The organism is Paenibacillus sp. FSL P4-0176 (assembly GCF_037975265.1).
Lineage (GTDB): Bacteria > Bacillota > Bacilli > Paenibacillales > Paenibacillaceae > Paenibacillus > Paenibacillus amylolyticus.
In genome coordinates this window covers 485,331-510,125 of the sequence record NZ_CP150242.1, presented here as the reverse complement: position 1 = coordinate 510,125, position 24,795 = coordinate 485,331, and the positions used below count along the sequence as shown (strand labels likewise).

Genomic DNA, 24,795 nt, shown 5'->3' with positions numbered 1-24,795 from the left:
ACTATTGTTCTGCTGAACATTCGTATCATCCCGTGGTATGCGCGGATAACTTAATGCCTTCCGATTCCAACACACGACGAATCTCTTGAGCAAATGCGAGAGCATATGCTCCGTCACCATGGATACAGACCGTCTCTGCCTTAATGGGAACCAACGTACCATCCGTGGATACAACGACTTCGTCTTTCACCATCCGAAGCACTTGAGCAATCGCTTGTCCCGACTCTTCAATGACAGCTCCCGCTTGGCTTCTAGGGGTGAGCTTACCGTCCGTCCCATAGGTTCGATCCGCAAACACTTCGCTCACACTACGCAGACCGATGCTATCCGCGGCATGAATCAGCTCACTGCCCGCCAGACCATACAGATACAGTTCAGGTTGTACTTGATAGATCGCCTCGGTGATGGCTTCAGCAAGCTTCATATCTTCTGCGGCCATATTATATAAAGCTCCATGCGGTTTTACGTGATGCATTCGCCCTCCACTTGCCCGGACAAATGCATCCAGCGCACCAATCTGATACACCACCATGTCATATGCTTCCCGTGGCGTAATGTCCATACGTCTTCTGCCAAACCCTTGCAAATCCGGCAACCCGGGGTGGGCTCCAATTGCCACCTGATGCTCCAATGCCCTCTCCACCGTCAGCCGCATTGTAGCCGGGTCCCCTGCATGAAATCCACAGGCAATATTGGCTGATGTAATCAAAGGTAGAATGGCCTCGTCCGATAGCGTGCGATATATACCATAACTTTCGCCCAGATCACAATTGATATCCAAGGTTTTCGAGGTATTCATTAAGCGCCCCCCATTCCTGCCATTCTTCTGCGTATCAACTTATCCATGAACTGCATATTGATTTCCTGTTCCATATACAACTGTTCGGCTTGATCATGCGTAATCTTTTTAAAAGAAATTTGGGTTCCTGGCCTAGCCTGAGCCAGGATTGGCATATCCACCCGAGCTACCTGTGCAATGACAGGATAACCTCCAATCGTCTGATGGTCTGCCATCAAGATGATGGGCTGACCATCCGGTGGCACCTGCACTGTGCCATAGGTAACGGCTTCAGACAGCCGATCCAAGGGCTGATCCAGCTCCAGTCTGGAGCCTTGCAAGCGATAGCCCATCCGATCGGATTGTGGAGAGATCACGTATTTTTCGGCATAGAATTGTCCCAGACTCGTCTCGCTGAACAGCGAACTATCCTTGCTCTCCATCACACGAATAACAGGTTGCCCATAATAGTCAGGTCTTTCACGTTCAGATAAAAGCCACGCAGGCGCCAATATTCGGTGGTCCCGCTCACTCTGCTTTACCTGCTGCTCCATACGCTGCATCCAACCTTGCGCTTCACCAGAAGGTTCACCTATGGATAACAGATCCCCCACGTGCAAGGCTCGGCCCTCCACACCGCCAAGACCTGTCTTGAGGTCTGTACTTCGACTGCCCATCACTTCAGGCACAGCTATTCCACCCGCAATCGCCAGATATCCACGCAAACCATGACGACATGGGCCAAACTTCAGTACACTTCCTGCCCGCACCAGCACAGGACGCCACAAAGGTACAGGCAGATGATCCACCGTTGCCGTCAAATCAGCTCCACATAATGAGACTAGCTGGCTCTCCTGAAATCGAAGCTCCGGTCCCGTCATCGTCATCTCCAGCACTGCCGCATGTCGGGAGTTGCCCACAAGCATATTGGCTGCTCTGGCTGCAAAGGTGTCCAAGACCCCGCCAGGATGAATACCATACCGGCGATAGCCGGTTCTGCCTTCATCCTGAACGGTAGATAACAGACCAGGGCGAATCACTTCAATACTCATCGTTCGCCCTCCTTCCGCTTCAACGCCAGATAGTCCTGCATCGTAATCTGTTTGAATCGAACCCGATCACCTGCTGCCAGCAAACTCGGTACGTTCTCTTCCGGCCGAAACAACCGGAGTGGCGTTTGTCCAATACATTGCCATCCCCCGGGTGTGTCCACTGGATAGATTCCCGTCTGTTTGCCACCAATACCTACTGTGCCCGCCTCAACCCGAAGCCTTGGCGTTGCCCGTCTGGGCGTAGCAATCTGTTCAGACAACCCACCGAGATACGGAAAACCCGGTGCAAATCCAATCATATGTACGAGATAATCCCCGGATGTATGAATCGCAATAACGTCCTCTGCGGTCAGTCCATGTTCACTGGCAACGTAGTCCAGATCAGGGCCCCACTCGCCACCATAACATACGGGAATCGTGACCGTTCTGGGTTTGTCTTGTACGGATTCCTTCATTTGATTCAACTGTTGAAGTAGAATCTTGCATAACTGAGGGTAAGAGGAGATGAACGGATCATAAAATACTGTAACGGACGTGTAAGAAGTCACCCATTCGATCATGGCTGGCAAAGTGCTTTTTTCCAGCAAAGCACATACAGACATCACTCTGCGCTGCACAGCGTCAGACAATTGATCTCCACACTGGATGATAACCGCTTCCTCACCCAGCGGAGATAAGATCTCCTCCGTCCATGAATACGGCTGTTTGGTCATGCGCCATCTCCCCCTTTGTCCACAAAGTTTGCTAGCGTTTTAACGTCAGAGCATCCATCTATTAGGACTCCCTGGACGAATCCAAATGCACGCTGCAATTGTACAGTTCGCATTGCCACACATTCTCATTCTTGGCGATCCGGGTAATGGATGTATTGGACAGCTTCACGCTGATATCCAGTTCAGGCACCAGTCCTCGCAGTGTATTCCTCAGGACGGCCCCATGACTGACAACAATCACTCTTCCATCGGGGTGCTGCCGTACAATATCTTCAAGCACCGCACTACCTCGAACAGTCCCTGCATCTACAAGCTCACGTCCCAGATCCAGAGTACTCCAGTCCGCTCCCCACTTGGCTAACCGTTCCTCTTCCGTCGTTCCTTCGACCTGTCCTCCGCCCATCTCGCGAAGTCTAGGGTCCAGATGAATCTCCTGAATGCCCAAGCGATCACCAATGATGCGAGCCGTCTCACTTGCACGTTCCAAGTCACTTGCATAGATGGCATCCCAGGATTCTTCGGCCAGTCTCGCGGCAAGTAATACCGCCTGTTCCCTTCCTTCCTGATCCAGCGGATTATCCGTCTGTCCCTGTGAACGTTTTTCCTTATTCCACGCTGTACTTCCATGGCGAATCAATGCAATTTGAGTCATTGTTGCTCCTCACCTTTTTCTATATGAAGTTCATCTTCTGTAAAATGTTTGCGTGCCTTCGGCTTGGCAAATTTGCCGCCGTTATATTGATCTGACCCGTTTCTCGGAATCGAGAGACTGTCCCAAGCTGTTTCTTTGAGCATTTTTGCGGCAAATACAATCTGCCCGACATGATACGGATAATGTGCTAATTGCCGAATAATGGCCTCCATCACGGTATGACCTTCATTCCGAATATATATGATATGAGACAATTGTTCCGGGGTAAACGAACGAATGGCTTCGAGTAGACAATTCCAGCCTTCTTCCCATTTGGAGAGCAACTCTTCCCGGGAAGAAATATCATTCACGAATTCGGCGTCCCGTTCACGCCACGGTTTCTCACCATCTGTTGTCAGTACATCCGTCCAACGGGACAGCATATTGCCCCATAAATGTTTTACGATTACCGCAATGCTGTTCGCGTCTTCATTCCAAGATTGAAACAATTGCTCGGACTCCAGTTGCGCCATGGCTTTTTCCCCGAGCTGCTTGTAATACAAGAATTGCTTCTCCGCTGTCTCCAAAAAAACCTGATTCATATGCATCCGTTAACCACCCTTCGGAAAAGTAATATGACCCCTGATCACGTTCAGAAAGATACGTCACATGTTATTTTATTCAGGAAATGAGAATGTGCCGTCTGCATTCGGTTCAAATGGAATGACTTTGCGAACCGCATCCAGATTGAGCTCTCCATAGATATGTGGATATAGTTCATTTAATTCGTAGAGATCCTCATACACCAGTTCTGGCTCTAACGCCTTCTCATCAATACTAAGTAATAATAGATCCGTGCGGCCTGCATAATATTGCCCGGCTACCCATGGAATCTGTTCCTTGGTGGAACAATGAATGAATCCGTCCGTCTCCAGGCTATCTGGTGCATACACACTCCCCTTTGACACTTGCTCCCACAACGAACGGGAAATAATACTATAGATCATGGTTCTGCCTCCTTCAATTTCTGCGATGTACCCTATGAGTCATTGGAAGTATTATAGATCATCCCGGATACGGGAGTACAATTTTTGATCCGTAAATACACCTTTGATCTTCAACTGTTTGCGTAGCAAACCTTCGTACGACATACCCAGCTTCTCCATTACGCGTGCAGAGCCTATGTTGCCTGCATTACATTTCCCCTCCAACCGATTGCAGTCCAGTTCCCGAAAGCAATAATCCACGATGGGTTGCATCGCTTCCGCTGCGAGCCCCTTACCCCAGTGACTGCTGGCTATCGCGTACCCTAGTTCAGCACTCTGCATGGGTTCGTTGAGATCAAAAATGCCACCCCTCCCGATCAAGGTCCCTGTTTCCTTTAAAACAAAAGCCCAGATATGTACCGTTTTCCGTTCATAATTATCCAGCACCCGCTGAATATATTGAATTGAATCCTCCACCGTCTCATGGCAGTTCCACAAGCTTTGCTGACTCACTCGCGGATCAGAGGCAAATGCATAATAATCTTCAAGATCATCCATCGCAAGGCGTCTAAGCTTTAACCGCTGTGTTTCGAATTCGGGCGATTCGGCAAAAAGTTTTTCAACATTCATCAGCGCACCTCCATGATTCACTTGATTTCATGCTCCAGCCATCTTATTTCTCAGGAAATAACGATCTATCATAACCATGCACAGAATACCAACCGAATATCGAATCAGATCGATCACCAGAAAACCATGTCCCAAAATAAGAGCACCTAATACGGTAGAGCGTAAATCAATCAGCCAAGGCGTCTGAATCAACTGTGAGAACTCAATCAGCCAGCTGAATACACAGCTCAAACACATCGCCCATACCAAGCTGCGATGAGGCCACACCATACGTACTCCGAAATAAATCATGCCCGCCCATAATGCATCCCCGAAATGTTCATGCACCCAACCCGGCAATCGTTCACTATAGTATCTGGATGCGAGCCCTGCCGCCATGGTCATCATGACTGCGAAGAAATAGATCAGCCTGTCTCTGATAAGTACGCTTTTCAATTAATCACACGCCTTCATCAAGCACTTGTAAAATAAATTGCGTTTTGGCAGCGGTATACGATTCCCTGTCTTCTTTATTCTCATCAGCAAGCTTCATCTTCAGGACGGCGTAAGCTTCCACCAGATCTGGGCGTTTTCTCAGCACATCCCGAAACCGCATTTGACGATCCCAACGGTCCTCTCCCGGGCGCATAAGATGAAGGTGCACAGCTCTCTTGCCATCCTTAACTCTCACCCAGAATCGTCTATAATCCCGGCCATCCAGTTCAGGCGGAACATAGTTCCAGCCCAACGGATTCAACTGATCGGCAATCAGATCCATGTCGTCCCATGACTGTACCTCTGCCATCAGATCAATAATGGGTTTGGCGGGTAACCCTGGAATGGATGTGCTTCCGATATGTTCGAATTGATGGATATTCAACTGCTGTAACAGGTGTTTAAGTTGCCGGATTTCTTCCTGAGCCTGTGCATCCCAATTGGGGTTGGCCGGAGCAATCTCCACCGCCTCTGTCGCCCAGGCAGGCCAGTTTTCCGGTTGCAATGGATCTTTCATTCAGGCACCTCCTCTGCACCATGACATTTTAATTGGTAACCTTCTCTGTATTTTTCATAGGTGCGTTGCTTCATGCACTTAATCGTAGTACTCCGTTGAAATGTAAGTGTGAAACTTAGGGATAAAAGAAGATATTTCAGGTAAGCCAGATCACTAGAGTTAGGGCCTGAGCTTATAATCGAAGCTTTCATATTCATCCCATCCAATCCCCTTATATAGTTGTTGAAGCAGAAGGCATTTCAGATACATATTTCTATATATCCAAAAAAGGAGCGTATGTCTACGCCCCTTGGTTGTCTGTTACCTTGATGATATTGATGATTTTAACGATGTCATGTACTGAAACCAATTTTTGGATCATGCAAGATGCTTTATTATATGAAGATTTATTTTACCGTAACGGGGATCGTCACTTTTTTGTTGCCCCACTTGGCCGTGATGGACGTTTTACCTTTGCCTACAGCCACGATCTTGCCATTTGTCACTGTCGCTACGCCCGGCTTTGTGCTACTCCACACCGCACTGTTGGTCACAACAGTGGTCTTGCCCGTATCATACTGGGCCATCACACTCAGTGTTGTGCTTCCCTGTGGGGACAAAACCAGTTTTTTCTGGCCTGTAATCAGCTTTTTGAGCAAAGGTACAACGGTAACCTCTGCCTTTATTGTCTGATTTTGATAAGTTCCTGTCAAGGTTGCTTGTCCCTCGGTCAGTGTCTTAACGGCTCCATTTTTCACGATAGCTACATTTGTATTGGAAGAAGTCCATATGATTTGTTTCGAAAGGTTAATCGTTTTATTATTCGCGTAGGTGCCGATAACCTTCAACGCTTTGGACTTCTTGATATTCAGCTGCATAGTTGCAGGGGTAACCTCGACTTTAGTAATCTCATCCGTCACGGCAACGGGGACTTTCACAATCGTTGTTCCGTATTTGCCTTGCAGCAATACTCTGCCGGGTGTAACCCCTTTGATTTTACCGTTTTCCAGGACAGCCGAAGAAGTGGATACGGACCACACAATCTCAGACGTCACATCCTCTTCCTTACCATTCGCACGTGTAATGCTTACTTTCGGAAGGCTGCTTTCACTGCCTTTAACAAAACTGTAGGATTTCGGTGAAGCTTTGATGCTTTTGATCTTCTCCTGCACTTGGACAACCAACTGGGCTTTAGACCCGTCTACTTCTGCAAAAATCGTTGCTTCGCCTGCGGCCACAGCCTTGACTTTGCCTTTCACCATCGTCGCAACCGCTGCATTACTGGTGGACCAAGTCACACCTTCGGTAACATCCTGTTTGTTATCAAAACCTTCTACCGTTGCCATCACCTGAAGCGCAGCTGTTTCGGAAACACTCATCTTCTGCGGGCTGCTATTGGTTATTTCAATCGATTTCACGTCACCGGTAGCCGCCAAGGCCAACGAAGGGACCAATATTGTTAATGCCATAATTAGAGCGAGCGTGCCTCGAAGCGCTAATTTGATTCTATTCATTTCTATATCCATCTCCCATAATCCAATATTTTACTCCTATTATATTATATCGGATACGAATTGCATAAAGTTGAATGTCGTAAGTGAGAGTTTTGGAACAATTCATGAGATCAGCGTGAAATCGTTATAAAAACCTTTGAATCTAGCCCAACATAGTAGGAGCTTGATTTATGTAAATACTATTTCAGTTTAAAAAGGGATGTCCATCGTCACATGCAACATAACGTGTGGAACATCCCCTTTTTGAATTCCTAAAGCGTTACCTAACCTCTCTACTTCACTTCATCCTGCTCTGGCAAAATCAAGCTCTCGGCCCCGCCCATATAGGGCCGCAGGGCTGCCGGAATGTGAATGCTTCCATCCTCCTGCTGATGATTCTCAAGCAAAGGAATCAGGATACGCGGCGATGCCACCGCCGTATTATTCAAGGTGTGACAGTAGACCAACTTGCCTTCGGCATCGAGGCAACGAATATTCGAACGGCGCGCCTGAAAATCATGCAGATTCGACGACGAATGCGTTTCTCCATATGCACCGCGGCTTGGCATCCAGGTCTCGATGTCATACTGTTTGTACGTTTTCTGCGACATATCCCCGGTACATACAGCGACAACACGATACGGCAGTTCCAGTAATTGCAGCAATTCTTCGGCGTGTCCTGTAATCTCTTGCAACATGCGCTCCGATTCTTCCGCATCAGGAGCACAGAGAATGACCTGCTCAACTTTGGCAAATTGGTGCACACGGTATAATCCGCGTACATCCCGTCCGCCGGAGCCAACTTCACTGCGGAAACACGTCGATACCGCAGCCAGCCTCACAGGCTCTTGAACATCAACAATCTCATCCGCATAATACGAGACCAGCGGCACTTCAGAAGTTCCCACCAGCCACTTGTTCTCCCCTTCGAGTTCATAGACCTGATCTCGACCGGTTGGGAAGAATCCGGTGTTCACCAGTGCATCCTCCCTGACCATCAGCGGAACCTCCATCGGTGTGAAGCCGTGCTTCAGAAGCAAATCAAGCGCAAGTTGCTGTACTGCTCGATGTAATAACAGGCCAGCGCCTTTTAATACATAGCTTCGCGTACCGCCAATCTTAACTCCACGGGGAATATCGATGAGATCATGCAACTCCCCAAGTTCCACGTGATCTTTGGTGTTATACTCGAACGTTGGCACCTCTCCCACACGTCGCAGCTCTACATTGTCTGCGTCCGACAAGCCATTGGGGGTATCCGGGGACACGATATTGGGTACCAGCCATTGTAGCTTGGTTACTTCCTCCTGCACAGGGGCGAGCCTCGCTTCCACCTGTTCCAACTGTTCATTGATCTGTTTCACCTGAGCCCGCAAACCCTCGGCCTGTTCCCGATTCCCGGCCTGCATGAGTCTGCCAATGTCCGCGGATAACGTATTGCGCAATCTGCGTCCTTCTTCCGATTCCTGCAAAAGTGCCCTGCGTTCCTCATCCCGATCTAACAATGTGCGAATGTTGATCTTGATTTTTTTCCCGTCTGCCGCTGCCTGAACCTCTTCTGCATGTGCCCGAATCCATTTCATTTCTAACATGGTCACCGTCTCCTTTGGCTGTAAAAATACAAAGAGCGCCCTCATCCCTTGGGACGAGGAGCGCTCTGCTCGCGGTGCCACCCAACTTGCTGAATCAGGATATCCTGCTTCCAGCCTCTTGGTCCGCGATAACGGGCGGTTCCGGTTAACTTGGGGAAATATCGCTCCCCTGGCGAAAACGCCTCCGAGTTGGATGCTCTTCAACGGCATGGTCCGATCTGTAATTGTTGGTCTCAGTATATACGAACGCCGGACCAGATTGCAACCTTCTGTATCGATCAGGAATTCATGGCACAACTTAACATGTCCTGTTATGATAGACTTTGTCTTCAAGATTGCGCTTTATTGTGATCCTCAATTTATGTATATAAGTAGAAGGAGTTCTTTATGAAAAAATTACTTTGGATCGGATGTCTGTCCTATTTCCTGATTGGACTTGCCCACGTTGTGCTCGGTTCCATTCTACCGGTTGCACTTGAACATTACGGCAAAGATTATAGCCAAGGCGGAACGCTGATCTTTGCTCAATTTGCCGGATTCCTGGGTGGTGTATTGTTATCTCCATGGCTGAACAGACGCTTTGGTAAACGGGGAGGCCTGTTAATCGCCACAGCGTTGCTCTGTATTGCAGAATTATCCTACATGCTGCTGCCACCATGGGGCTGGATGTTCGTCATTGCACCCGCTGCCGGCTTTGGATTCGGAATGGTTGAAGCTGTTATTGGCACCATTATCATCGCTGCAATCAAAGACAATACAGCCGTTGCTATGAGTCGACTGGAAGTGTTATTCGGGATTGGGGCGATGGTCATGCCGCTCATTGCCAGCGGTCTGATTGCTGCCGGATACTGGCGTCTCTCCTTTCTCGTTGTTGCGATCTGCGCAGCGCTGACCTTTGTTTTCTGGGCGAAAGGATCATTCGGTGAACTCGATAAGTTTCTGGAGCGACAGAGTTCAAATCATGCTTCCGTAAATACGCACTCTGCTGGGACATCGGGTGAGATGCATCCCGCATCTGCAAGTACATCCAGTCCAACCTATCGTGGCCGTAACAGGACTCTTCTGGTATTATTCGTCCTGTTCTTCTTCCTCTATGTTGGCACAGAGATGAGTCTTGCGAACTTCATGCCGGCGATCCTGATTGAGAAAATGAACATGAAGGAAGCCGGAGCAGCCCTTAGTGTCACCTGTTTCTGGATTGCCATGTCCGTGGGACGGCTCTTCGCCGGTTATATCGCAGAGAAATTCCAATACCGCGTATATGTCCTGTACAGTTGTCTTGCATCTGTTCTCTTGTTAATGATATTTCCATTTACAAACCAAATCTGGTCTGCATTTCTCATCATCTTACTGCTTGGACTTGCGATGTCAGGGATATTCTCCATTGCCCTTGTCTTCGCCAGTAAACTGTTGCCCGGAACAGAAGAATCCACACCCAGCATTTTGATTGCCTCAGGTGGGGTTGGCGGTGCCATTCTGCCTTTGACTACGGGATGGAGTCTTGATCATCTGGCGGTTAATCAGTCTGCATGGATGCTTGCGATCTTTGCAGTTGGCCTGCTTGTCATTAGCGTAATCACGTATCAATGGCAGAACAAACATATAGTGAATTCTGCGACTTAACAGTTCTGTGTTGGTCTAGTCCTGAGGATTAGAAATACCTATTAAAGAAATCGAGATGTCTACTGTCATGACCTGACGGTGGACATCTTTTTGTAGCATTATTCTGTTCTAACGAACCTAGCACACGCTATCCCCCTCCATTTCCGCATGTTTGAAATCTAACGAATCCTAGAGACGTTATTATAGATAATTAGCTTCAATTAAATGTCTCGTTGGAGGTTTTTTGCATAATAACACCGCTGAGATTCGTTAGGTTTTCATTCCCTTAGAAACTCGCCTAATAAGGTGTCCTCGATTCGTTAGCGCTGTAATATGGCGGCAAGTACCCTATCTTTGCCTCTCTCATCTCCTTTCATTAAAGGTGAGAATAATATCTATTCATTTGCACAAGATTGCCCAGGAAATACTTATGGTCAACCAAATCACACACTTTTATTAACGACAGGCAATACAGGCCCGTTATCCTTGATGAATTTACCGAATACATATCGGACGAGTGGTCCCAGAACGATCAACTGATATGGAAGCGCAAGGCTGAAGTTACGAGCAATGGTATGGAGATACGTACGGAGTACGGATGACCCACTTAATTGATCAGCGAGATAAGCCGAGATCATTCCATACATGGACATGATCAGAACCATGCCAATCACCATAAAAAATGACATAACGAGCACACCCAAAATCTTGTTGGACTTGTCGAAGAGCAATGAGAATGCAATCTTTCTCGCCACAGGGCCAACTATGAAAGACTCCACCAGAAACGCGATGACAAAACATAATATGAATTGAAGCAGTATCTCAATCGGGGACATCTTGCCGAGTAACCCACTGTGCCATAGATTGAAGAACATCATGACCAAGACCATTCCTGTACACATCATTAATCCGAAAATAATTTGTTCCCTCTTGCTTGTTGGCAATTCTCTCATCCTCTCTGTTTACCTTCGTAATTATAGAGATGAGGAAACCCTCCACATAAGTGAACATTCTGTGAACAGTTATGGTTTTTCCAAATTAAAATTGGATTTGACAACCATGTAGTACAGCTCTATGATATCCCTTAAAATGGTAGAAACATTCACTACATAAGGAGGTTTTTGATTGTGAGTTTTCAAAAGCGCATTGACCACGTCGGCATTGCCGTGCGTGATCTGGAGACCACGCTGCGTTTCTATACGGAGATTGTTGGTCTTGAATTGAAAGACCGGGTAACCCATACTAACGGCGTCATTCAGCTCGCCTTTCTCGGCTTCAATGGAAGTAACGAGACTGAGATTGAGCTAATTCAAGGATACAGCGACAAGCTGCCTTCCGAAGGTACGGTGCACCATTTTGCGATCCACGTGGATGATCTTGATTCTGAGTACAAACGCATTCAATCCACCGAAGCCGAATTTATCGATGGAGAGATTATTACACTGCCTAACGGTTACCGCTATTTCTTCATCTATGGACCTGAAAAGGAATGGATTGAGTTCTTCCAGCGCTAAGAAATGGAGCTGATTTCATGAACATTTTAATTACCGGCGCAGCCGGAAAAATTGGACGTGACTTGTCCCAACACTTGTCAGAGACATTTCACCTGCGACTAACGGATTTGAATATCGACAGACTGCATACGTATCAAGGGACAGGCCATGAGATCATGACACTGGATGTGACAGACCCCGAAGCCTGTCAGCATGCTTGCGAAGGCATGGATGTGGTTGTACATCTGGCGGGAGATCCTTCCCCGCATGCCGGATTTTATGAATCGTTGTTGGACATCAATATCAAAGGCACATTTAATGTATTCCGTGCAGCCAAGGACCAAGGTGTACGAAGAGTCATTCTGGCAAGCAGTGCACAGACGATCGAGGGGTATCCCATTGATGCTCAGGTCTATCCGGACATGCCGACACGCCCACGGAATTTGTACGGGGTTAGCAAATGTTTTGGAGAATCGCTCGCTTCCTATTTTGCGTATACCGAAGGTTTACAAAGTGTAGCAATACGTATAGGTGCATATGATGATTTTCAACCGGACGGACCCGTGCTGGAGGCAAGGGATATGAGCGCGTATATTAGTCCGGCTGACTTGTGTGATTTGATGTTCAAAGCAATTACAACTACCGATCTGGAACCCTTCACCATACTGCATGGGATCTCGAATAATCGGTTTAAACGATTAAATCTGGAAACCACTCAGAAACAGGTAGGTTATGACCCAAAATCCGATGCTTTTGCACTCAGTCAGATTGCCTTATATGATTCCCCACGATAATTATTGAAAATAACACATCCAAACAGGCTGTTATACATATGTATAACGGCCTGTTTATAACTTATACGTGTCCCTATCCAGTTCATGACTGGACAGGTCCTACCCTCTGGCCTATAATTACACCTAGTAATGCCCGTAACTTCATAGTTTCCCAGGGGAGTCGGAATTGGCCGGCTGAGAGTGTATCCCACCAAGATACTAACCCTTAGACCTGATCTGGATCATGCCAGCGTAGGAATCGGAGTATATCGAAATGGCACAGCCCTATGGCTGAACGCCACCTCTCTAACGCCTGCACGCGTCCCGGAATACGGGACGCTTTTTTAATGTTCTTTTATATAGCCAGAGAGCTAAAAAAAGTGACGTTATCCAGATCTCAACTGGTATAAATCTGTCGATTTATGCAAGATGATTGGATATGAAGCCAAGGAGTACCCCGTGCCAATCGGCCGGACATACCGAAGGAGAGAACCACAGATGAAATGGCGTAAAACGATGGGATTGTTGCTCTTATGCGTGCTTATGGTGACTGTAGCCGCATGTGGTGGCAAAGAAGCTGCCCCAGCTGGGCAGAACGGCAACACAAATACGGAAAGCAGCAACGAAGGTGACACTGCCGCCCTGAAAGATATTAAAGTGGTGCTCGACTGGACACCAAATACGAATCATACAGGCCTGTATGCAGCTGTAGATCAAGGTTTTTATAAAGCCGCAGGCTTGAACGTTGAGATTGTACAACCAGGTGCCGGTGGCGCAGATACAATGGTTGCCTCGAATGAAGTGCCTTTTGGCGTAAGTTATCAGGAGAGTGTAACTCAAGCCCGCACACAGGGTGTTCCATTGGTCTCCATCGCAGCAGTTATTCAGCATAATACATCTGGTTTCGCTGCTCCGGCGGATCGGAATATCAAGTCACCGAAAGATTTTGAAGGTAAAACCTATGGCGGTTGGGGTTCCCCAGTCGAAGAAGCCGTGATGCAATCCATTATGGAAGGCGACGGAGCCGATGTATCCAAAGTGAAAAACATTAACATGGGTGATGCCGACTTTTTCACCGCAGTGAAACGGGATATCGATTTCGCATGGATTTTCTACGCCTGGACAGGTATTGAAGCCGAACTGCGCGGAGAACCGATCGACATGTTATATGTGAAGGATTATTCAGATGCACTGGATTACTACACGCCTGTACTAGTAACAAACGAGCAGACGATCCAAAACGACCCTGAGTTGGTGAAAGCATTCCTGAAAGCCACTTCAGAAGGATATCAATACGCAATTGATCATCCCGAAGACGCAGCAAACATTCTGATCAAGGCCGTACCGGACTTGGATAAAGACTTGGTACTGGCAAGCCAGAAGTGGCTTAGTCCAAAATACACGGATGACGCCCCGCGTTGGGGTGAGCAAAAGCAGGAAGTGTGGCAGAACTACACCGACTGGATGTTTAGCAAAAAACTGCTGGATGAACAGATCGATGTGAGCAAGGCATATACGAACGAGTTTTTACCCCAATAAAATTTCTCATATAAAACGAACTTAATATTTACACGATGACGGAGAGGACAGAAATAACGTGAAAAAGCGAAGCGGTCGCCTTTATCACCGGATTTTCCCTTTAGAGAAAGGGAATCAAAAAAATCTGGGGATAACAGCGATTGGAAGGTTATTCTGTCATCGAAGTGGCAAGTGTAACAGTCATTAGTTCATTTTATTTATCACGAAAGGAGCCGTGATCTCTCATGGCAAGCACACTACTTAGTATTCAGGTTATCCCGAAAACGCCAAATGGCGAGAACTCTTATCCTTACGTTGATCGCGCCATTGAAGTTATTCAGCAATCCGGCCTGAAATATCAGGTGAACGCGCTCGACACCACGATGGAGGGGGAACTAGAGGAACTGCTGGAAGTTGTCCGTAAAATGCACGAGGTACTCGTGGAGGCTGGCAGCCCAAGCATCATCTCCCAGATCAAAATCGCCCATAGCCCTACCGGCTTCAGCATGGATACCCTGACGGAGAAGTATCGCTAATGCCTGCCTATTTCAAAAGTGTATGGCCGCCCATTGTGGCGGTTATTCTCTTTATAGCGATATGGCAGGGAGCCGTCTCCCTCTTCCATATTGAGAAATGGATGCTGCCTTCACCGTCCGACATCGCCCGCGAAGCGGCAACCCAGGCCGAACGGCTTGGCATGCACGCTTCCGCAACCATTCAGTTAACGCTGATTGGATTCGCCGCTGGAACAGCGGTTGGATTACTGATTGCGATGGTACTGCATTTGGTCCCTTTTCTCAAGTCAGCCCTGTACCCTTTACTTATTCTTAGTCAAAATATCCCAACCATCGCGCTCGCGCCGCTCCTGTTAATCTGGTTTGGATTCGGGCTGTTGCCCAAGCTGATTACGATCATCCTCGTCTGCTTCTTCCCTGTTGCAGTGGCGGCGATGGATGGCTTGACCCGTACTGACGCGGCGATGATGAACTATATGCGCATGGCTGGTGCGAAACGTCATCAGATTTTCTGGAAGCTGGAGCTTCCTCATGCTCTGCCATCCGTGTTCTCCGGTGTCAAAATCGCCGCTACCTATAGCGTGATGGGTGCCATCATTGCCGAATGGATTGGTGCAGACAAGGGTATTGGTTATTATATGATGTTGCAAAAGTCAGCCTATCGCACGGATCGCCTATTCGTGGCAATCATGATTATTGTCGCGCTCAGCTTGTTGCTCTTCTTGCTCATTGCCCTACTGGAGAAGCTGCTTGTGGGCTGGCGGCCACAGAAGCGATAGTAAAGATGTAATCTGTATATTAGGAAGTGATGATCATATGAATCGGCAACTGGACCAACAAGTCCAGCCTGAACGAGGAACAAGTGTATTGGAGCCAAAGCATGGTGAAAAACATCACCCGGCTACGCCTGATCAACCTGCCATTACGACTCCTGCTCCGGTTCCACCTGCACTGGACGTTGTTAATGTTCATGCATCATTCCGCGAACGACGGAGTAGGCTTTCGGTTCTGAACGGACTGTCCCTGACTGTGGAGCAAGGCGAGTTTGTCGCTATCGTCGGGCCTTCTGGCTGCGGTAAAAGTACCCTGTTCCATATCATCGGCGGTCTGCTAAAGCCACAGGAAGGCCAAGTGCTTATGAACGGTCAAAATGTAACGGGACAGCGTGGCAAGATTAGTTATATGCCGCAACAGCCCGCCCTTTTCCCTTGGCGTACCATTGAAGACAATGTACTGCTTGCTGGAGAAGTGGCTTCAAGCACTCCCCCTCGGACCGAAGCACTTGCAGAAGCTCGTAAGTGGTTAAGCAGCGTGGGTCTTGCCGGGTTCGAGCAGGCATACCCTCATATGCTGTCGGGCGGAATGCAGCAGCGTGCTGCATTTCTGCGCGCCCTGCTCAGTCCGCAGGAACTCATGCTGCTGGACGAACCTTTCAGCGCGCTGGATGCACTGACACGTAGCGACATGCAGCGCTGGTTGCTCGATATCTGGGAACAGAACCGCCGCTCGGTGCTGTTCATCACCCATAATATCGAAGAAGCATTGCTGCTTGCGGATCGGGTCTATGTATTATCCAACCGACCTGCAACAGTGTTGCACGAGGTACATGTTCCTTTTGATCGCCCAAGACGAGAAGAAATTACGGAGGAATCCGCTTTTCTGGAGCGTAAACGGCAGATTGCTCAGTGGATGCGAGAAGAACAGCAGAAAGCCCGCCTATCATAATAGCGCGGGTTTTTAAGTTATTATTTTCCTTTAATAGGTGATCCGCCTTAAGAAATTCTGCGTAACATAGTTAGAATATAACTGAACACAAGGAGGAATTCCCTCATGCATTCTCAAGCTTTTGCACCATTAATTGATGCTCATATTCACTTCGATCAGTATACCCCTGACAAACAACGCGAAATGCTGCTATCTTTCCCGTCTCAGCAAGTCGAGGCAGTCATCGCCGTGTCTATGAATCTCGCTTCTGCCCAGGCCAATCTGGAGCTTGCAAAACAACATCCACGTAACATCTATCCGGCCTTCGGTTTCCATCCGGAACAGGAACTGCCGTCCGTTGCAGAAATGGACCTATTCTTCCAATGGATCGAGAAGCATATGGGACAAGCCACAGCCATCGGAGAAGTTGGCCTTCCCTATTACAATCGTCAGGAAGCGGAGCAGGCAGGGCAACGCTTCGATCAGAGCGGGTACATTGAACTGCTTGAACGTTTCATCCAACTTGCCAAAAAGCATAACAAACCACTTGTCCTTCATGCGGTATACGATGATGCGGATATCGTCTGTGATTTGCTGGAGCAATATCAGTTCCGACGTGCTCATTTCCACTGGTTCAAAGGTTCTCGCCAAACCGTAAGGCGCATGGCGGACAACGGTTATTTCATTTCCTTCACGCCGGATATTCGGTATGAAGAAGAGATTCGTGAACTCGCCCGGCAATATCCATCAGAACAAGTGATGGCCGAGACCGACGGACCTTGGCCCTTCGAAGGACCATTTCAGGGACGAATGACACACCCGGCCATGACCAGACAGGTCATCCAGGCGTGGAGTGAGATCACTGGCATGGGAACCGAGCGGGCCGCCCGTCTTTTTTATCAGAACACAAAGCGTTTCTATGGCTTAACTTGATTACAATCTGGTAGTAGCAAGCACTCTCGCTTGCCCTGCCAATACAGCACAAAGAAGCCAGTCGGCTTCGCCACCGACTGACTTCTAGTCTACTATTATATATCAGTTGAACTAAATTTTTACACAGGAACGTAGAGGACAGAAATAACCTGAGGAAGCAGAGCGGTCGCCTAAAAGCTTTCTGAAAGAAAGCTACTTCGGAAGCATACGCTATCACTAGATTTTCACCTTCAGAAAAATTGGATCAAAAAATCTGGGGATAACAGCGATCGGAAGGTTGTTCTGTCATCGGAGTGGCAAGTGTAACTACCTTCAGTTCAACTTAGCGCTTCAAGAATCCTTTGCCTTCCAGGAACGGTCTCACTTGCAACCTTGTCGGCTCAGTCAGGCGCTTCGCCATCAGTTCGGACCATGGAGTCGTTCGTTCACCGTTAGTTCGTGCTTTCATGTACGCCGTCGTTGTCTCATCATACTGCTCAACACCTTTGGTGCTCTGCTCGGCATTATAACGATTACGATGCAGAACTGCATTAAGTGGCAGACGCGGGCGAATTCCCGTTTCCTGATCTGCAACACCAATACACATGCCATACACCGGATATACCCCTTCCGGCAATCCCAACAGCTCAGCAACTTCCTCAATCCGGGTACGAAGCCCGCCAATATATACGATTCCGAACCCTAGTGACTCCGCTGCAAGAGCGGCGTTCTGGGAAGCCAGAGCAGCATCAATCGTGGCTACCATGAAATTCTCGGTTGAATCGGCATACGATTCCTTCTCAGGAAGATGACGTTTCGCGGCATCACTCAGCCGATACAGATCAGCACACCATACGAGAAACACCGGACATTCATTGACATAGGCCTGGTTGCCTGCCAATTCAGCCAGCTTGGCTTTTTGCTCTAAATCAGTCACAGCAATTACGGTATAGGCTTGCACACTACTTGAAGAGGAAGCCATCTGCCCAGCCGCTACGATGGCTGCAAGCTGCTCATCACTTACCGGGTCTGGCTTGAATTTGCGTACAGAGCGGTGTTTCATCATCAACTCAATGGTTTCATTCATGGTGGTTCACTCCCAATCCTCGAAGTACGAACTCAATTGTCTGCTCAGCAAGCTCGTCTGTATTCATATCCTGATAATCAAAGCCAAATCGTGAATTCTTGGCCCGTTTGTGCGCCAAAGCCACACCCATAACCTGAAGCATCGCATAAGATACGGACTCGACCTGGAACAATCCCTGGTCTTTTCCTTCTTGCAGCAGGTCCCTCACTCGGGTCCATACAGGGTCTAGAAAACGAAATACGGTAGCTGTACGATGTGTACGCAGTGTAATTTCAAGCTGCACAATATCGCTCATCTCCCGATCCGTCATCGTGAACTTCACAACTTCACCAATAATTCGTCGGATACCTTCCACAGGCGAGGACATGGACTCTTCAGCCAGCGCGTTCATCATATGCCCAGGGAAGAAATGCTCAAATAATGCTTCGAACACCTTTTCTTTGCCGCCAAAATGATAAGACACCAGCGACACATTGGCACCTGCCTCATCACATATTTGACGAACACTCGTCCCGTCATACCCCTGCTGTGCAAAAAGCTTCTTGGCTGCAAGCAATATCCTCGTTTTGATATCCAACTCCGGTTCCGTCATTCCGTCCCGCTCCCTCTTGTCCGTTCATCTCATTCGCTCCAGCTCAAGGACTGCAGCCAGCGAATCATCTGTCTATTATATTACACCAAGCACCCCGATGAAAATCATCGGGGTGCTTGTCCTATCCTATAAAGCAATGGTATACATCTGCTGTATTAGTTGTTTGCTTGAGCAGGGCTTGGAGCCATAGCTGGCATACGTTGTTTTTTCAACAACGTCACGACCAGTGACAACGCAACGGCAACCAACAGTACAATCACGATAGAGCCCGCAGCAGACTGAACTCCTGGGCCTCCCAACTGCACGCTCAGAATACCCTGAACGGCGTATGTTGCAGGCAGGTACTGCCCAATGCCGCTATAGAAGCTGTTCAGCAATTCACGTGGTACCATAGCACCGGAGGATACCAGTTGCAAGGACAGTGAGATGATGTTGAACAGACTTCCCGCTGGTCCGAAGCAGATCAGGAAGAACTGGGAGAAGAACATGAACGTGCACAGGAAGAGCGCCTGGAACAACCAGAATGCAACGAATCCTTGTGCAATCTGTCCTCCCAGTGCCACGATCAGCGATGATCCCAGCAAGGAAACAACCAATGCGGAACCCACATTAATGACTACTCTCGCGCCAAACAAAGTCAATCGGGAATAGGTGGATGACAGCATACCCATGGCTGTCTGGAGGTTCATCCCCATGATCATGGCACCTACATAGGAAGCCAGTACCATCATCATTGGCACCATCTGATTATTCATCCCGTTAACCGGGTTGATAGACGTTGTCGTTCCTTCCACTCGGGTAGTCAGGTTTGTAGCGGCTTCAGCAGCCTGATCGGCAGGCGCACCTGAAGCGGTTAACACCGTCTGTACTCCTTGTGCTGTAGCTTGTTTGTTAATCGTGTTTGTCACACTTTGTGATACACCTTGCATCATGCTTTTGATCGTAACCGGGTTCGCTTCATTAATGGTGTATTTAATCTCGGCGGTTGAGCCAGCCGTCTGAAGCAATTCGTTAAACCCAGCCGGGATATCCAGCACCATGTGTACTTGGTGATGATTCAGCTGATCCAAAGCTTCAGCCGCACTTAGATTGGATACGGTATGGAAAGGCAGTGTTCCTGCGAGCGAATCCGCGATTCCTTTGGACATTTCGCCGTCCTCGTTCACAATCGCAACCGTCAATTCTTTCGCACGGTCATTTACTCCAGAATATGCGGTCATCCAGATCACGCTAAAGATCACTTGGAACATAAGTGCTGTTACGATCCCTACAATCACTGGCGGTTTTTTAAACAATGTACGTAAAGCCTGTAACATAAATGGTGTCCTCCATTACTCAAATAGTTCTAATTTGATTTAAACAGTTGTTTGAATCAAACGATCGTTTAAATTTTATGTGAATATGTCCATATTGTCAACTCATTTTTTGAAAAATTCAGAAAATATAAGCTTTATTCATGAATACAATTGATCCATTTTCACAAAAGAGCATTATGCTTTCCTTTCTCCGTAGAAAAGAACATCTAATACCACCGATTCAGGCTTACTTTCTGGCGACGCAACTGTATTTTTCTCAACAAAAAACACGGTCCGCCGCAGCGAACCGCGTATTTATTCATCCTCACTTCATTGACAATGAGGCGTTGAATATATCTCCAAACAAAGGTCGGTCAGTCATTTCTCTTCAGCTTCATGCGTTGCAGACGCAGCGAATTCAGTACAACCGACACGGAGCTGAACGCCATCGCCGCCCCTGCCAGCCATGGAGCCAAGAAGCCAACTGCCGCAATGGGAATACCAATCACGTTGTATCCGAGTGCCCAGAACAGGTTTTGTTTGATGTTACCCATCGTGCGCCGGCTCATCTCAATCGCATCTGCAATGCTGTTCAGATCACCACGCATCAACGTAATATCCGCCGCTTCCATCGCTACATCCGTTCCTGTTCCGATCGCCATCCCAATATCCGCTGTAGCGAGTGCCGGAGCATCATTAATGCCGTCACCTACCATCGCGACTTTCAGGCCACTCTCCTGAAGTTTCTTCACTTCCGCAGCTTTACCCTCCGGCAGAACCTCAGCCAGTACTTTACCGATCCCTGCCTGTTCAGCTACAGCGCGAGCTGTTCGCTCATTGTCTCCCGTAATCATGATGACATCGATCCCCATCGCCTGAAGACGACCGATGGCTTCACGAGAGGTATCCTTGATGGTGTCAGCCACAGCCACGATCCCTGCCCACTGACCATCTACCGCTACCAGCATCGCTGTACGCCCTTGTTCCTCCAGACGGTTCATCTGCTGAACGGTTTCCTCAGAGACATTCACCTGTGCATCTGCAAGCAAACGACGCGTGCCGACCAGAATCTCTTGCCCTTTTACTGAAGCTCGCACGCCGTATCCCGGTATGTTCTCAAACTTCTCTGTTGGGGTTAGCTCCAGACCCTTGGCACGAATACCTGCAACAATCGCCTCTGCCAGCGGATGCTCGGAACTCTGTTCGGCCGCTCCCACTCGCTCAAGCAGATCAGATTCCGTCCAATTCGGAGCCGTGATAACATCGGTAAGGACCGGTTTACCTTGGGTTACTGTACCTGTTTTGTCGAGCACCACGGTCTGAATCTGTTGTGCCGACTCCAGATGTTCGCCGCCCTTGAACAGAATGCCATATTCAGCTGCACGTCCTGATCCAGCCATGACAGAAGTCGGCGTTGCCAGCCCCAGTGCACATGGACAAGCAATGACAAGCACGGCAATCGCTTTTTCAAGGGAATCAGCGAAGTCACCTGGACTTGCAAACAGATACCAGATCAAGAATGTCAACGCGGCAATACCGACGACAATTGGAACAAATATGCCTGAAATGACATCTGCAATCCGCTGGATTGGTGCTTTGGAACCCTGAGCTTGCTCGACTACTTTGATGATTTGAGACAAAGCCGTGTCCGAGCCCACTCGGGTCGCACGCAGCCGTAATACCCCGTTTTTGTTCAGCGTAGCACCTGTAACGGGATCTCCTGGCTTTTTATCCACGGGAAGGCTCTCTCCACTAAGCATGGATTCATCTACTGAGGATTGCCCTTCTTCAACAATACCATCCACCGGGATGCTATCACCCGGCTTCACCAGAACCAAGTCACCCACCGCGACATATGCGGCAGGAACCATCACTTCCTGTCCATCACGGATGACACGGGCTTCACGTGGAGCCAGTTCAATCAGGCTTTTGATCGCCTGTGAAGAGCGACCTTTCGCCACAGCTTCGAACCATTTTCCCAGTAGAATTAACGTAATCAGAATTGCACTTGTCTCATAATAGAGTTCTACCGAGGGCATGGCGGCTGTGCTCGTTCCCATTGCCCCATGGTCCATGGTTGTAGAAGGTAAGTACCCACTGGATAACGTCAGATACAGACTATAGAAAAACGCTGCACTGGTACCCAATGCGACGAGAACGTCCATATTGGCACTGCGGTTACGTAAGGCTTTGTACGCCCCCACATAGAATTGCCACCCAATCACGAACTGTACCGGCGTTGCCAGCAGCAGCTGGAACCAAGGGTTCATGAATAGTTCGGGGACATAGATTCCGGATGTGAACGAGAAATGCCCCACCATTGCCCACAGCAACGGAATCGATAATAAAGCAGATATCATCCATTTCCACTTTTTGCGTTGCAGCTCACGTTCACGAACCGATGTGGTCTCTTCTTGTGTCAATTGCAGTTCAGCACCGTAGCCCATCTGCTTGATCTTGGCGGTAATATCCGAAGGTTTCAATGCACCAGCGGCATATTCGATATGCCCTGTCTCCAGCGCCAGATTCACATTCGCCTGAGATACCCCCGGTAGTCGGGAAAGACCTTTTTCAATCCGGGCAGAACAGGCGGCACACGTCATACCGGTGATGTTCAGATCAACCGATTCGGACACCGTACCGTAGCCAAGAGCCTCAACTTTATCCCGCAACGCATTCACGTTGGTTGTCTTTGGATCATAAGAAACGGTTGCCTGTTCGATGGCCAGATTCACATTGGCCTGATGCACACCTTCCATGCGGGACAATCCCTTCTCCACTCGCGTCGAACATGCAGCACAAGTCATCCCCGTGATGTGCAGTGTTGCCTTCAGCCCTGGTGCTTCTGCCATAGGTGGCATTGGTGTGGGTTCGGATGATCTATCCATTGGTTTATTCGTTGAGTTATCCATCATGTCAGCTCCTTTCATGTCGATTCAATTTTTGTATGTTGCACCCATTATACCCCCAAGGGGTATATATCAGACAGAAAATTAGGCTTAAACCTGACTCTTGGGAAAAGGTACTCTGACCTCTTTTTCGCCCATGAGCATGTTCGGTTTAAGCCTGTGATCCCGCTAGACTACATCGTACCCCTGATCTTCAATGGCAGCTTTGATCTGATCCACGTTCACCGTCTGCTCATCATATTCCACCGCTACTGTTCCCGCTGCCAGATCAACCTTACCACTCGCACCGGTATTCTTCACAGCTTCTTCAACTGATTTCACGCAGTGATTGCAAGACATTCCCGTAACGTTCAACGTAACATTAGACATTGTAAATTCCTCCTTGGGGTATATTAAAATGATAACTTGATTTGGTAAATAAATCCAGCTTACTTCATTAACTTCCGCATCGTAACCAGCAGTTCGTCCACAACCTCATGTTCACCAGCCTGAATACGCTCAACGATACAGCTCTTCATATGGCCTTCAAGCAAAAGTTTGCCTACTGAATTAAGAGCAGACTGAGCCGCCGCGATCTGCGTCAGCACATCATCACAGTACGTATCCTTCTCGATCAATCCCTTGATCCCGCGAATCTGACCTTCCACACGGTTCAAACGAGAAACCAGATTACTCTTCATCTCCTGCGAATGGTGACTCTTGCGCACATGCTTCCCATCACTGCCCTCGGTATGACAGGATACCACTTCTTGAACTGTAGCCAAAGCTTCCGTTGAATCTGACTTGGAGGATTGCAAAGGTTCCTCGGGATGGCTCTGATGATCCATCATGAACACCCCTTTTCTTTCGTTCTTTTCTAAGAGTAACATACCCCATAGGGGTATTCAAGAGTATTCTGATATTTTGTTAAAAATGGATGAATTCTTCCTAATTAAATAGAGCGATGCATCTTACAAGGTATACTCCATCCTGCTACTGCGAACGACCATACCCATCTGTTCATAGAAAGCCTGTGCCCCAGAGTTAAACGTTGACACGGACAATTCCATACTTTCTGCCTGAAGCTCTCTCCCTAACTCGATGAATGCTTGTAGTAACTGTTTACCTGTTCCTAGGCCCCGATGTTTGTTATCCACTACAAGTTCATGGATGTACAACATCTTGCGATCCACCATCAATGGGTTATCCTGAATTACACTTAACTGCGCGCTCCCGTAACCCAAAATCAAGCCCGTTTCGGAAGACTCGGCAACATATAGGTAACGCTTGTCCGTTTCCAGCAGTTCGATGAACTCCTTTTTCTCCATTCTAGTCTCCAACGCTCTGTATAGATCCGGCCGCGCCTCGACATGCATCTGGTGCAGCTCATCCATCAACAATGACACGCCAGAGTAGTCCCTCATTTCTGCCTTTCGGATGTTAATCGTACCTGTACTCATCCCAATCACTCTTTCGTCTACTGAATTTTACATTATTATACAACCAAAAAGCAGATACCATAAGGGTACCTGCTTCGTTAATTTATCTTCATTCCATCAAGCCAATATGAT

At 48.2% G+C, this 24,795-nt stretch carries 27 protein-coding genes and 1 riboswitch; of the genes, 8 read left to right on the top strand and 19 right to left on the bottom strand.

Going from position 1 to position 24,795, the window contains the following annotated elements; translation table 11 throughout:
• Positions 1–25: 25 nt before the first annotated feature.
• From MKY95_RS02455 to serS, 11 genes are all read right to left on the bottom strand, one after another.
• Positions 26–799 (bottom strand): 5-oxoprolinase subunit PxpA, encoded by a 774-nt coding sequence (locus MKY95_RS02455; RefSeq protein WP_076319515.1) that lies wholly within the window; start codon positions 797–799, stop codon positions 26–28.
• Entirely contained in the window at positions 799–1,830 is a 1,032-nt protein-coding gene (locus MKY95_RS02450; protein WP_076319516.1) for a biotin-dependent carboxyltransferase family protein, read from the bottom strand. Before MKY95_RS02450 ends, MKY95_RS02455 begins: the two co-directional genes overlap by 1 nt.
• A complete protein-coding gene (pxpB, locus tag MKY95_RS02445) occupies positions 1,827–2,543 on the bottom strand; it encodes a 5-oxoprolinase subunit PxpB (RefSeq protein WP_076319517.1) in 717 nt (238 codons plus the stop codon). The genes MKY95_RS02450 and pxpB overlap by 4 nt, the downstream gene beginning before the upstream one ends.
• Before the next feature lie 61 nt (positions 2,544–2,604).
• Positions 2,605–3,195, bottom strand: a complete 591-nt coding sequence (locus MKY95_RS02440) for a histidine phosphatase family protein (RefSeq protein ID WP_076319518.1) — start codon at positions 3,193–3,195, stop codon at positions 2,605–2,607.
• Positions 3,192–3,782 carry a DUF1572 family protein gene (locus MKY95_RS02435; protein WP_076319519.1) on the bottom strand — a complete coding sequence of 197 codons (591 nt, stop codon included), beginning with the start codon at positions 3,780–3,782 and terminating at the stop codon, positions 3,192–3,194. The genes MKY95_RS02440 and MKY95_RS02435 overlap by 4 nt, the downstream gene beginning before the upstream one ends.
• A 69-nt stretch (positions 3,783–3,851) precedes the next feature.
• Positions 3,852–4,181 (bottom strand): DUF952 domain-containing protein, encoded by a 330-nt coding sequence (locus tag MKY95_RS02430; protein WP_036616752.1) that lies wholly within the window; start codon positions 4,179–4,181, stop codon positions 3,852–3,854.
• Positions 4,182–4,232: 51 nt separating this feature from the next.
• Positions 4,233–4,790: a GNAT family N-acetyltransferase gene (locus MKY95_RS02425; RefSeq protein ID WP_076319520.1), complete on the bottom strand. Its 558-nt coding sequence runs from the start codon at positions 4,788–4,790 to the stop codon at positions 4,233–4,235.
• A gap of 27 nt (positions 4,791–4,817) precedes the next feature.
• A complete protein-coding gene (locus tag MKY95_RS02420; RefSeq protein WP_076319521.1) occupies positions 4,818–5,225 on the bottom strand; it encodes a DUF2809 domain-containing protein in 408 nt (135 codons plus the stop codon).
• A 4-nt stretch (positions 5,226–5,229) separates the two neighbouring features.
• A complete protein-coding gene (locus MKY95_RS02415) occupies positions 5,230–5,781 on the bottom strand; it encodes a GrpB family protein (protein ID WP_076319522.1) in 552 nt (183 codons plus the stop codon).
• Between the two features lie 386 nt (positions 5,782–6,167).
• The gene (locus MKY95_RS02410; RefSeq protein WP_076319524.1) at positions 6,168–7,274 is read right to left on the bottom strand and encodes an Ig-like domain-containing protein; all 1,107 of its coding nucleotides are present in this window, start codon (positions 7,272–7,274) and stop codon (positions 6,168–6,170) included.
• 272 nt (positions 7,275–7,546) lie between these two features.
• Positions 7,547–8,845 carry a serine--tRNA ligase gene (gene serS / locus MKY95_RS02405; protein ID WP_339196688.1) on the bottom strand — a complete coding sequence of 433 codons (1,299 nt, stop codon included), beginning with the start codon at positions 8,843–8,845 and terminating at the stop codon, positions 7,547–7,549.
• 387 nt (positions 8,846–9,232) lie between these two features.
• Here serS and MKY95_RS02400 point away from each other — a divergent pair, with 387 nt between their 5' ends.
• On the top strand, positions 9,233–10,468 hold the full coding sequence (locus tag MKY95_RS02400) for an MFS transporter (RefSeq protein ID WP_076319526.1): 1,236 nt from the start codon (positions 9,233–9,235) through the stop codon (positions 10,466–10,468).
• A 422-nt stretch (positions 10,469–10,890) separates the two neighbouring features.
• On the opposite strand, the gene MKY95_RS02395 is transcribed toward MKY95_RS02400, so the two are convergent.
• Complete coding sequence (locus MKY95_RS02395; protein WP_305955691.1) at positions 10,891–11,400, bottom strand: hypothetical protein; 510 nt, start codon at positions 11,398–11,400, stop codon at positions 10,891–10,893.
• Positions 11,401–11,574: 174 nt separating this feature from the next.
• Between MKY95_RS02395 and MKY95_RS02390 the strand changes: the two genes are divergently transcribed.
• From MKY95_RS02390 to MKY95_RS02360, 7 genes are all read left to right on the top strand, one after another.
• Positions 11,575–11,961: a VOC family protein gene (locus tag MKY95_RS02390; RefSeq protein ID WP_076253877.1), complete on the top strand. Its 387-nt coding sequence runs from the start codon at positions 11,575–11,577 to the stop codon at positions 11,959–11,961.
• A gap of 17 nt (positions 11,962–11,978) precedes the next feature.
• Positions 11,979–12,734, top strand: coding sequence for an NAD(P)-dependent oxidoreductase (locus MKY95_RS02385; protein ID WP_339196680.1), 756 nt, complete (start codon positions 11,979–11,981; stop codon positions 12,732–12,734).
• A gap of 143 nt (positions 12,735–12,877) precedes the next feature.
• A riboswitch (TPP riboswitch) is annotated at positions 12,878–12,990 on the top strand.
• Between the two features lie 221 nt (positions 12,991–13,211).
• Positions 13,212–14,252 carry an ABC transporter substrate-binding protein gene (locus MKY95_RS02380; RefSeq protein ID WP_338707625.1) on the top strand — a complete coding sequence of 347 codons (1,041 nt, stop codon included), beginning with the start codon at positions 13,212–13,214 and terminating at the stop codon, positions 14,250–14,252.
• A 224-nt stretch (positions 14,253–14,476) separates the two neighbouring features.
• Positions 14,477–14,767, top strand: coding sequence for a thiamine-binding protein (locus MKY95_RS02375; protein ID WP_017690996.1), 291 nt, complete (start codon positions 14,477–14,479; stop codon positions 14,765–14,767).
• Positions 14,767–15,525: an ABC transporter permease gene (locus tag MKY95_RS02370; protein WP_339196677.1), complete on the top strand. Its 759-nt coding sequence runs from the start codon at positions 14,767–14,769 to the stop codon at positions 15,523–15,525. The genes MKY95_RS02375 and MKY95_RS02370 overlap by 1 nt, the downstream gene beginning before the upstream one ends.
• Positions 15,526–15,562: 37 nt before the next feature.
• Positions 15,563–16,471, top strand: a complete 909-nt coding sequence (locus tag MKY95_RS02365) for an ABC transporter ATP-binding protein (RefSeq protein ID WP_339196674.1) — start codon at positions 15,563–15,565, stop codon at positions 16,469–16,471.
• Between the two features lie 105 nt (positions 16,472–16,576).
• Complete coding sequence (locus MKY95_RS02360) at positions 16,577–17,383, top strand: TatD family hydrolase (protein ID WP_084650464.1); 807 nt, start codon at positions 16,577–16,579, stop codon at positions 17,381–17,383.
• A gap of 322 nt (positions 17,384–17,705) precedes the next feature.
• Here MKY95_RS02360 and nfsA read toward each other — a convergent pair whose 3' ends face one another.
• From nfsA to MKY95_RS02325, 7 genes are all read right to left on the bottom strand, one after another.
• The gene (gene nfsA, locus MKY95_RS02355) at positions 17,706–18,449 is read right to left on the bottom strand and encodes an oxygen-insensitive NADPH nitroreductase (RefSeq protein ID WP_339196670.1); all 744 of its coding nucleotides are present in this window, start codon (positions 18,447–18,449) and stop codon (positions 17,706–17,708) included.
• Positions 18,442–19,041, bottom strand: coding sequence for a TetR family transcriptional regulator (locus MKY95_RS02350; protein WP_074093225.1), 600 nt, complete (start codon positions 19,039–19,041; stop codon positions 18,442–18,444). The genes nfsA and MKY95_RS02350 overlap by 8 nt, the downstream gene beginning before the upstream one ends.
• A 155-nt stretch (positions 19,042–19,196) precedes the next feature.
• Complete coding sequence (locus tag MKY95_RS02345) at positions 19,197–20,357, bottom strand: ABC transporter permease (protein ID WP_036673157.1); 1,161 nt, start codon at positions 20,355–20,357, stop codon at positions 19,197–19,199.
• Between the two features lie 353 nt (positions 20,358–20,710).
• Positions 20,711–23,197, bottom strand: coding sequence for a heavy metal translocating P-type ATPase (locus tag MKY95_RS02340; protein ID WP_339199890.1), 2,487 nt, complete (start codon positions 23,195–23,197; stop codon positions 20,711–20,713).
• Between the two features lie 216 nt (positions 23,198–23,413).
• A complete protein-coding gene (locus tag MKY95_RS02335; RefSeq protein ID WP_017691004.1) occupies positions 23,414–23,614 on the bottom strand; it encodes a copper ion binding protein in 201 nt (66 codons plus the stop codon).
• Between the two features lie 59 nt (positions 23,615–23,673).
• Positions 23,674–24,072: a metal-sensitive transcriptional regulator gene (locus MKY95_RS02330; RefSeq protein ID WP_339199888.1), complete on the bottom strand. Its 399-nt coding sequence runs from the start codon at positions 24,070–24,072 to the stop codon at positions 23,674–23,676.
• A gap of 123 nt (positions 24,073–24,195) precedes the next feature.
• Positions 24,196–24,684: a GNAT family N-acetyltransferase gene (locus MKY95_RS02325; RefSeq protein ID WP_339196666.1), complete on the bottom strand. Its 489-nt coding sequence runs from the start codon at positions 24,682–24,684 to the stop codon at positions 24,196–24,198.
• Positions 24,685–24,795: the final 111 nt, after the last annotated feature.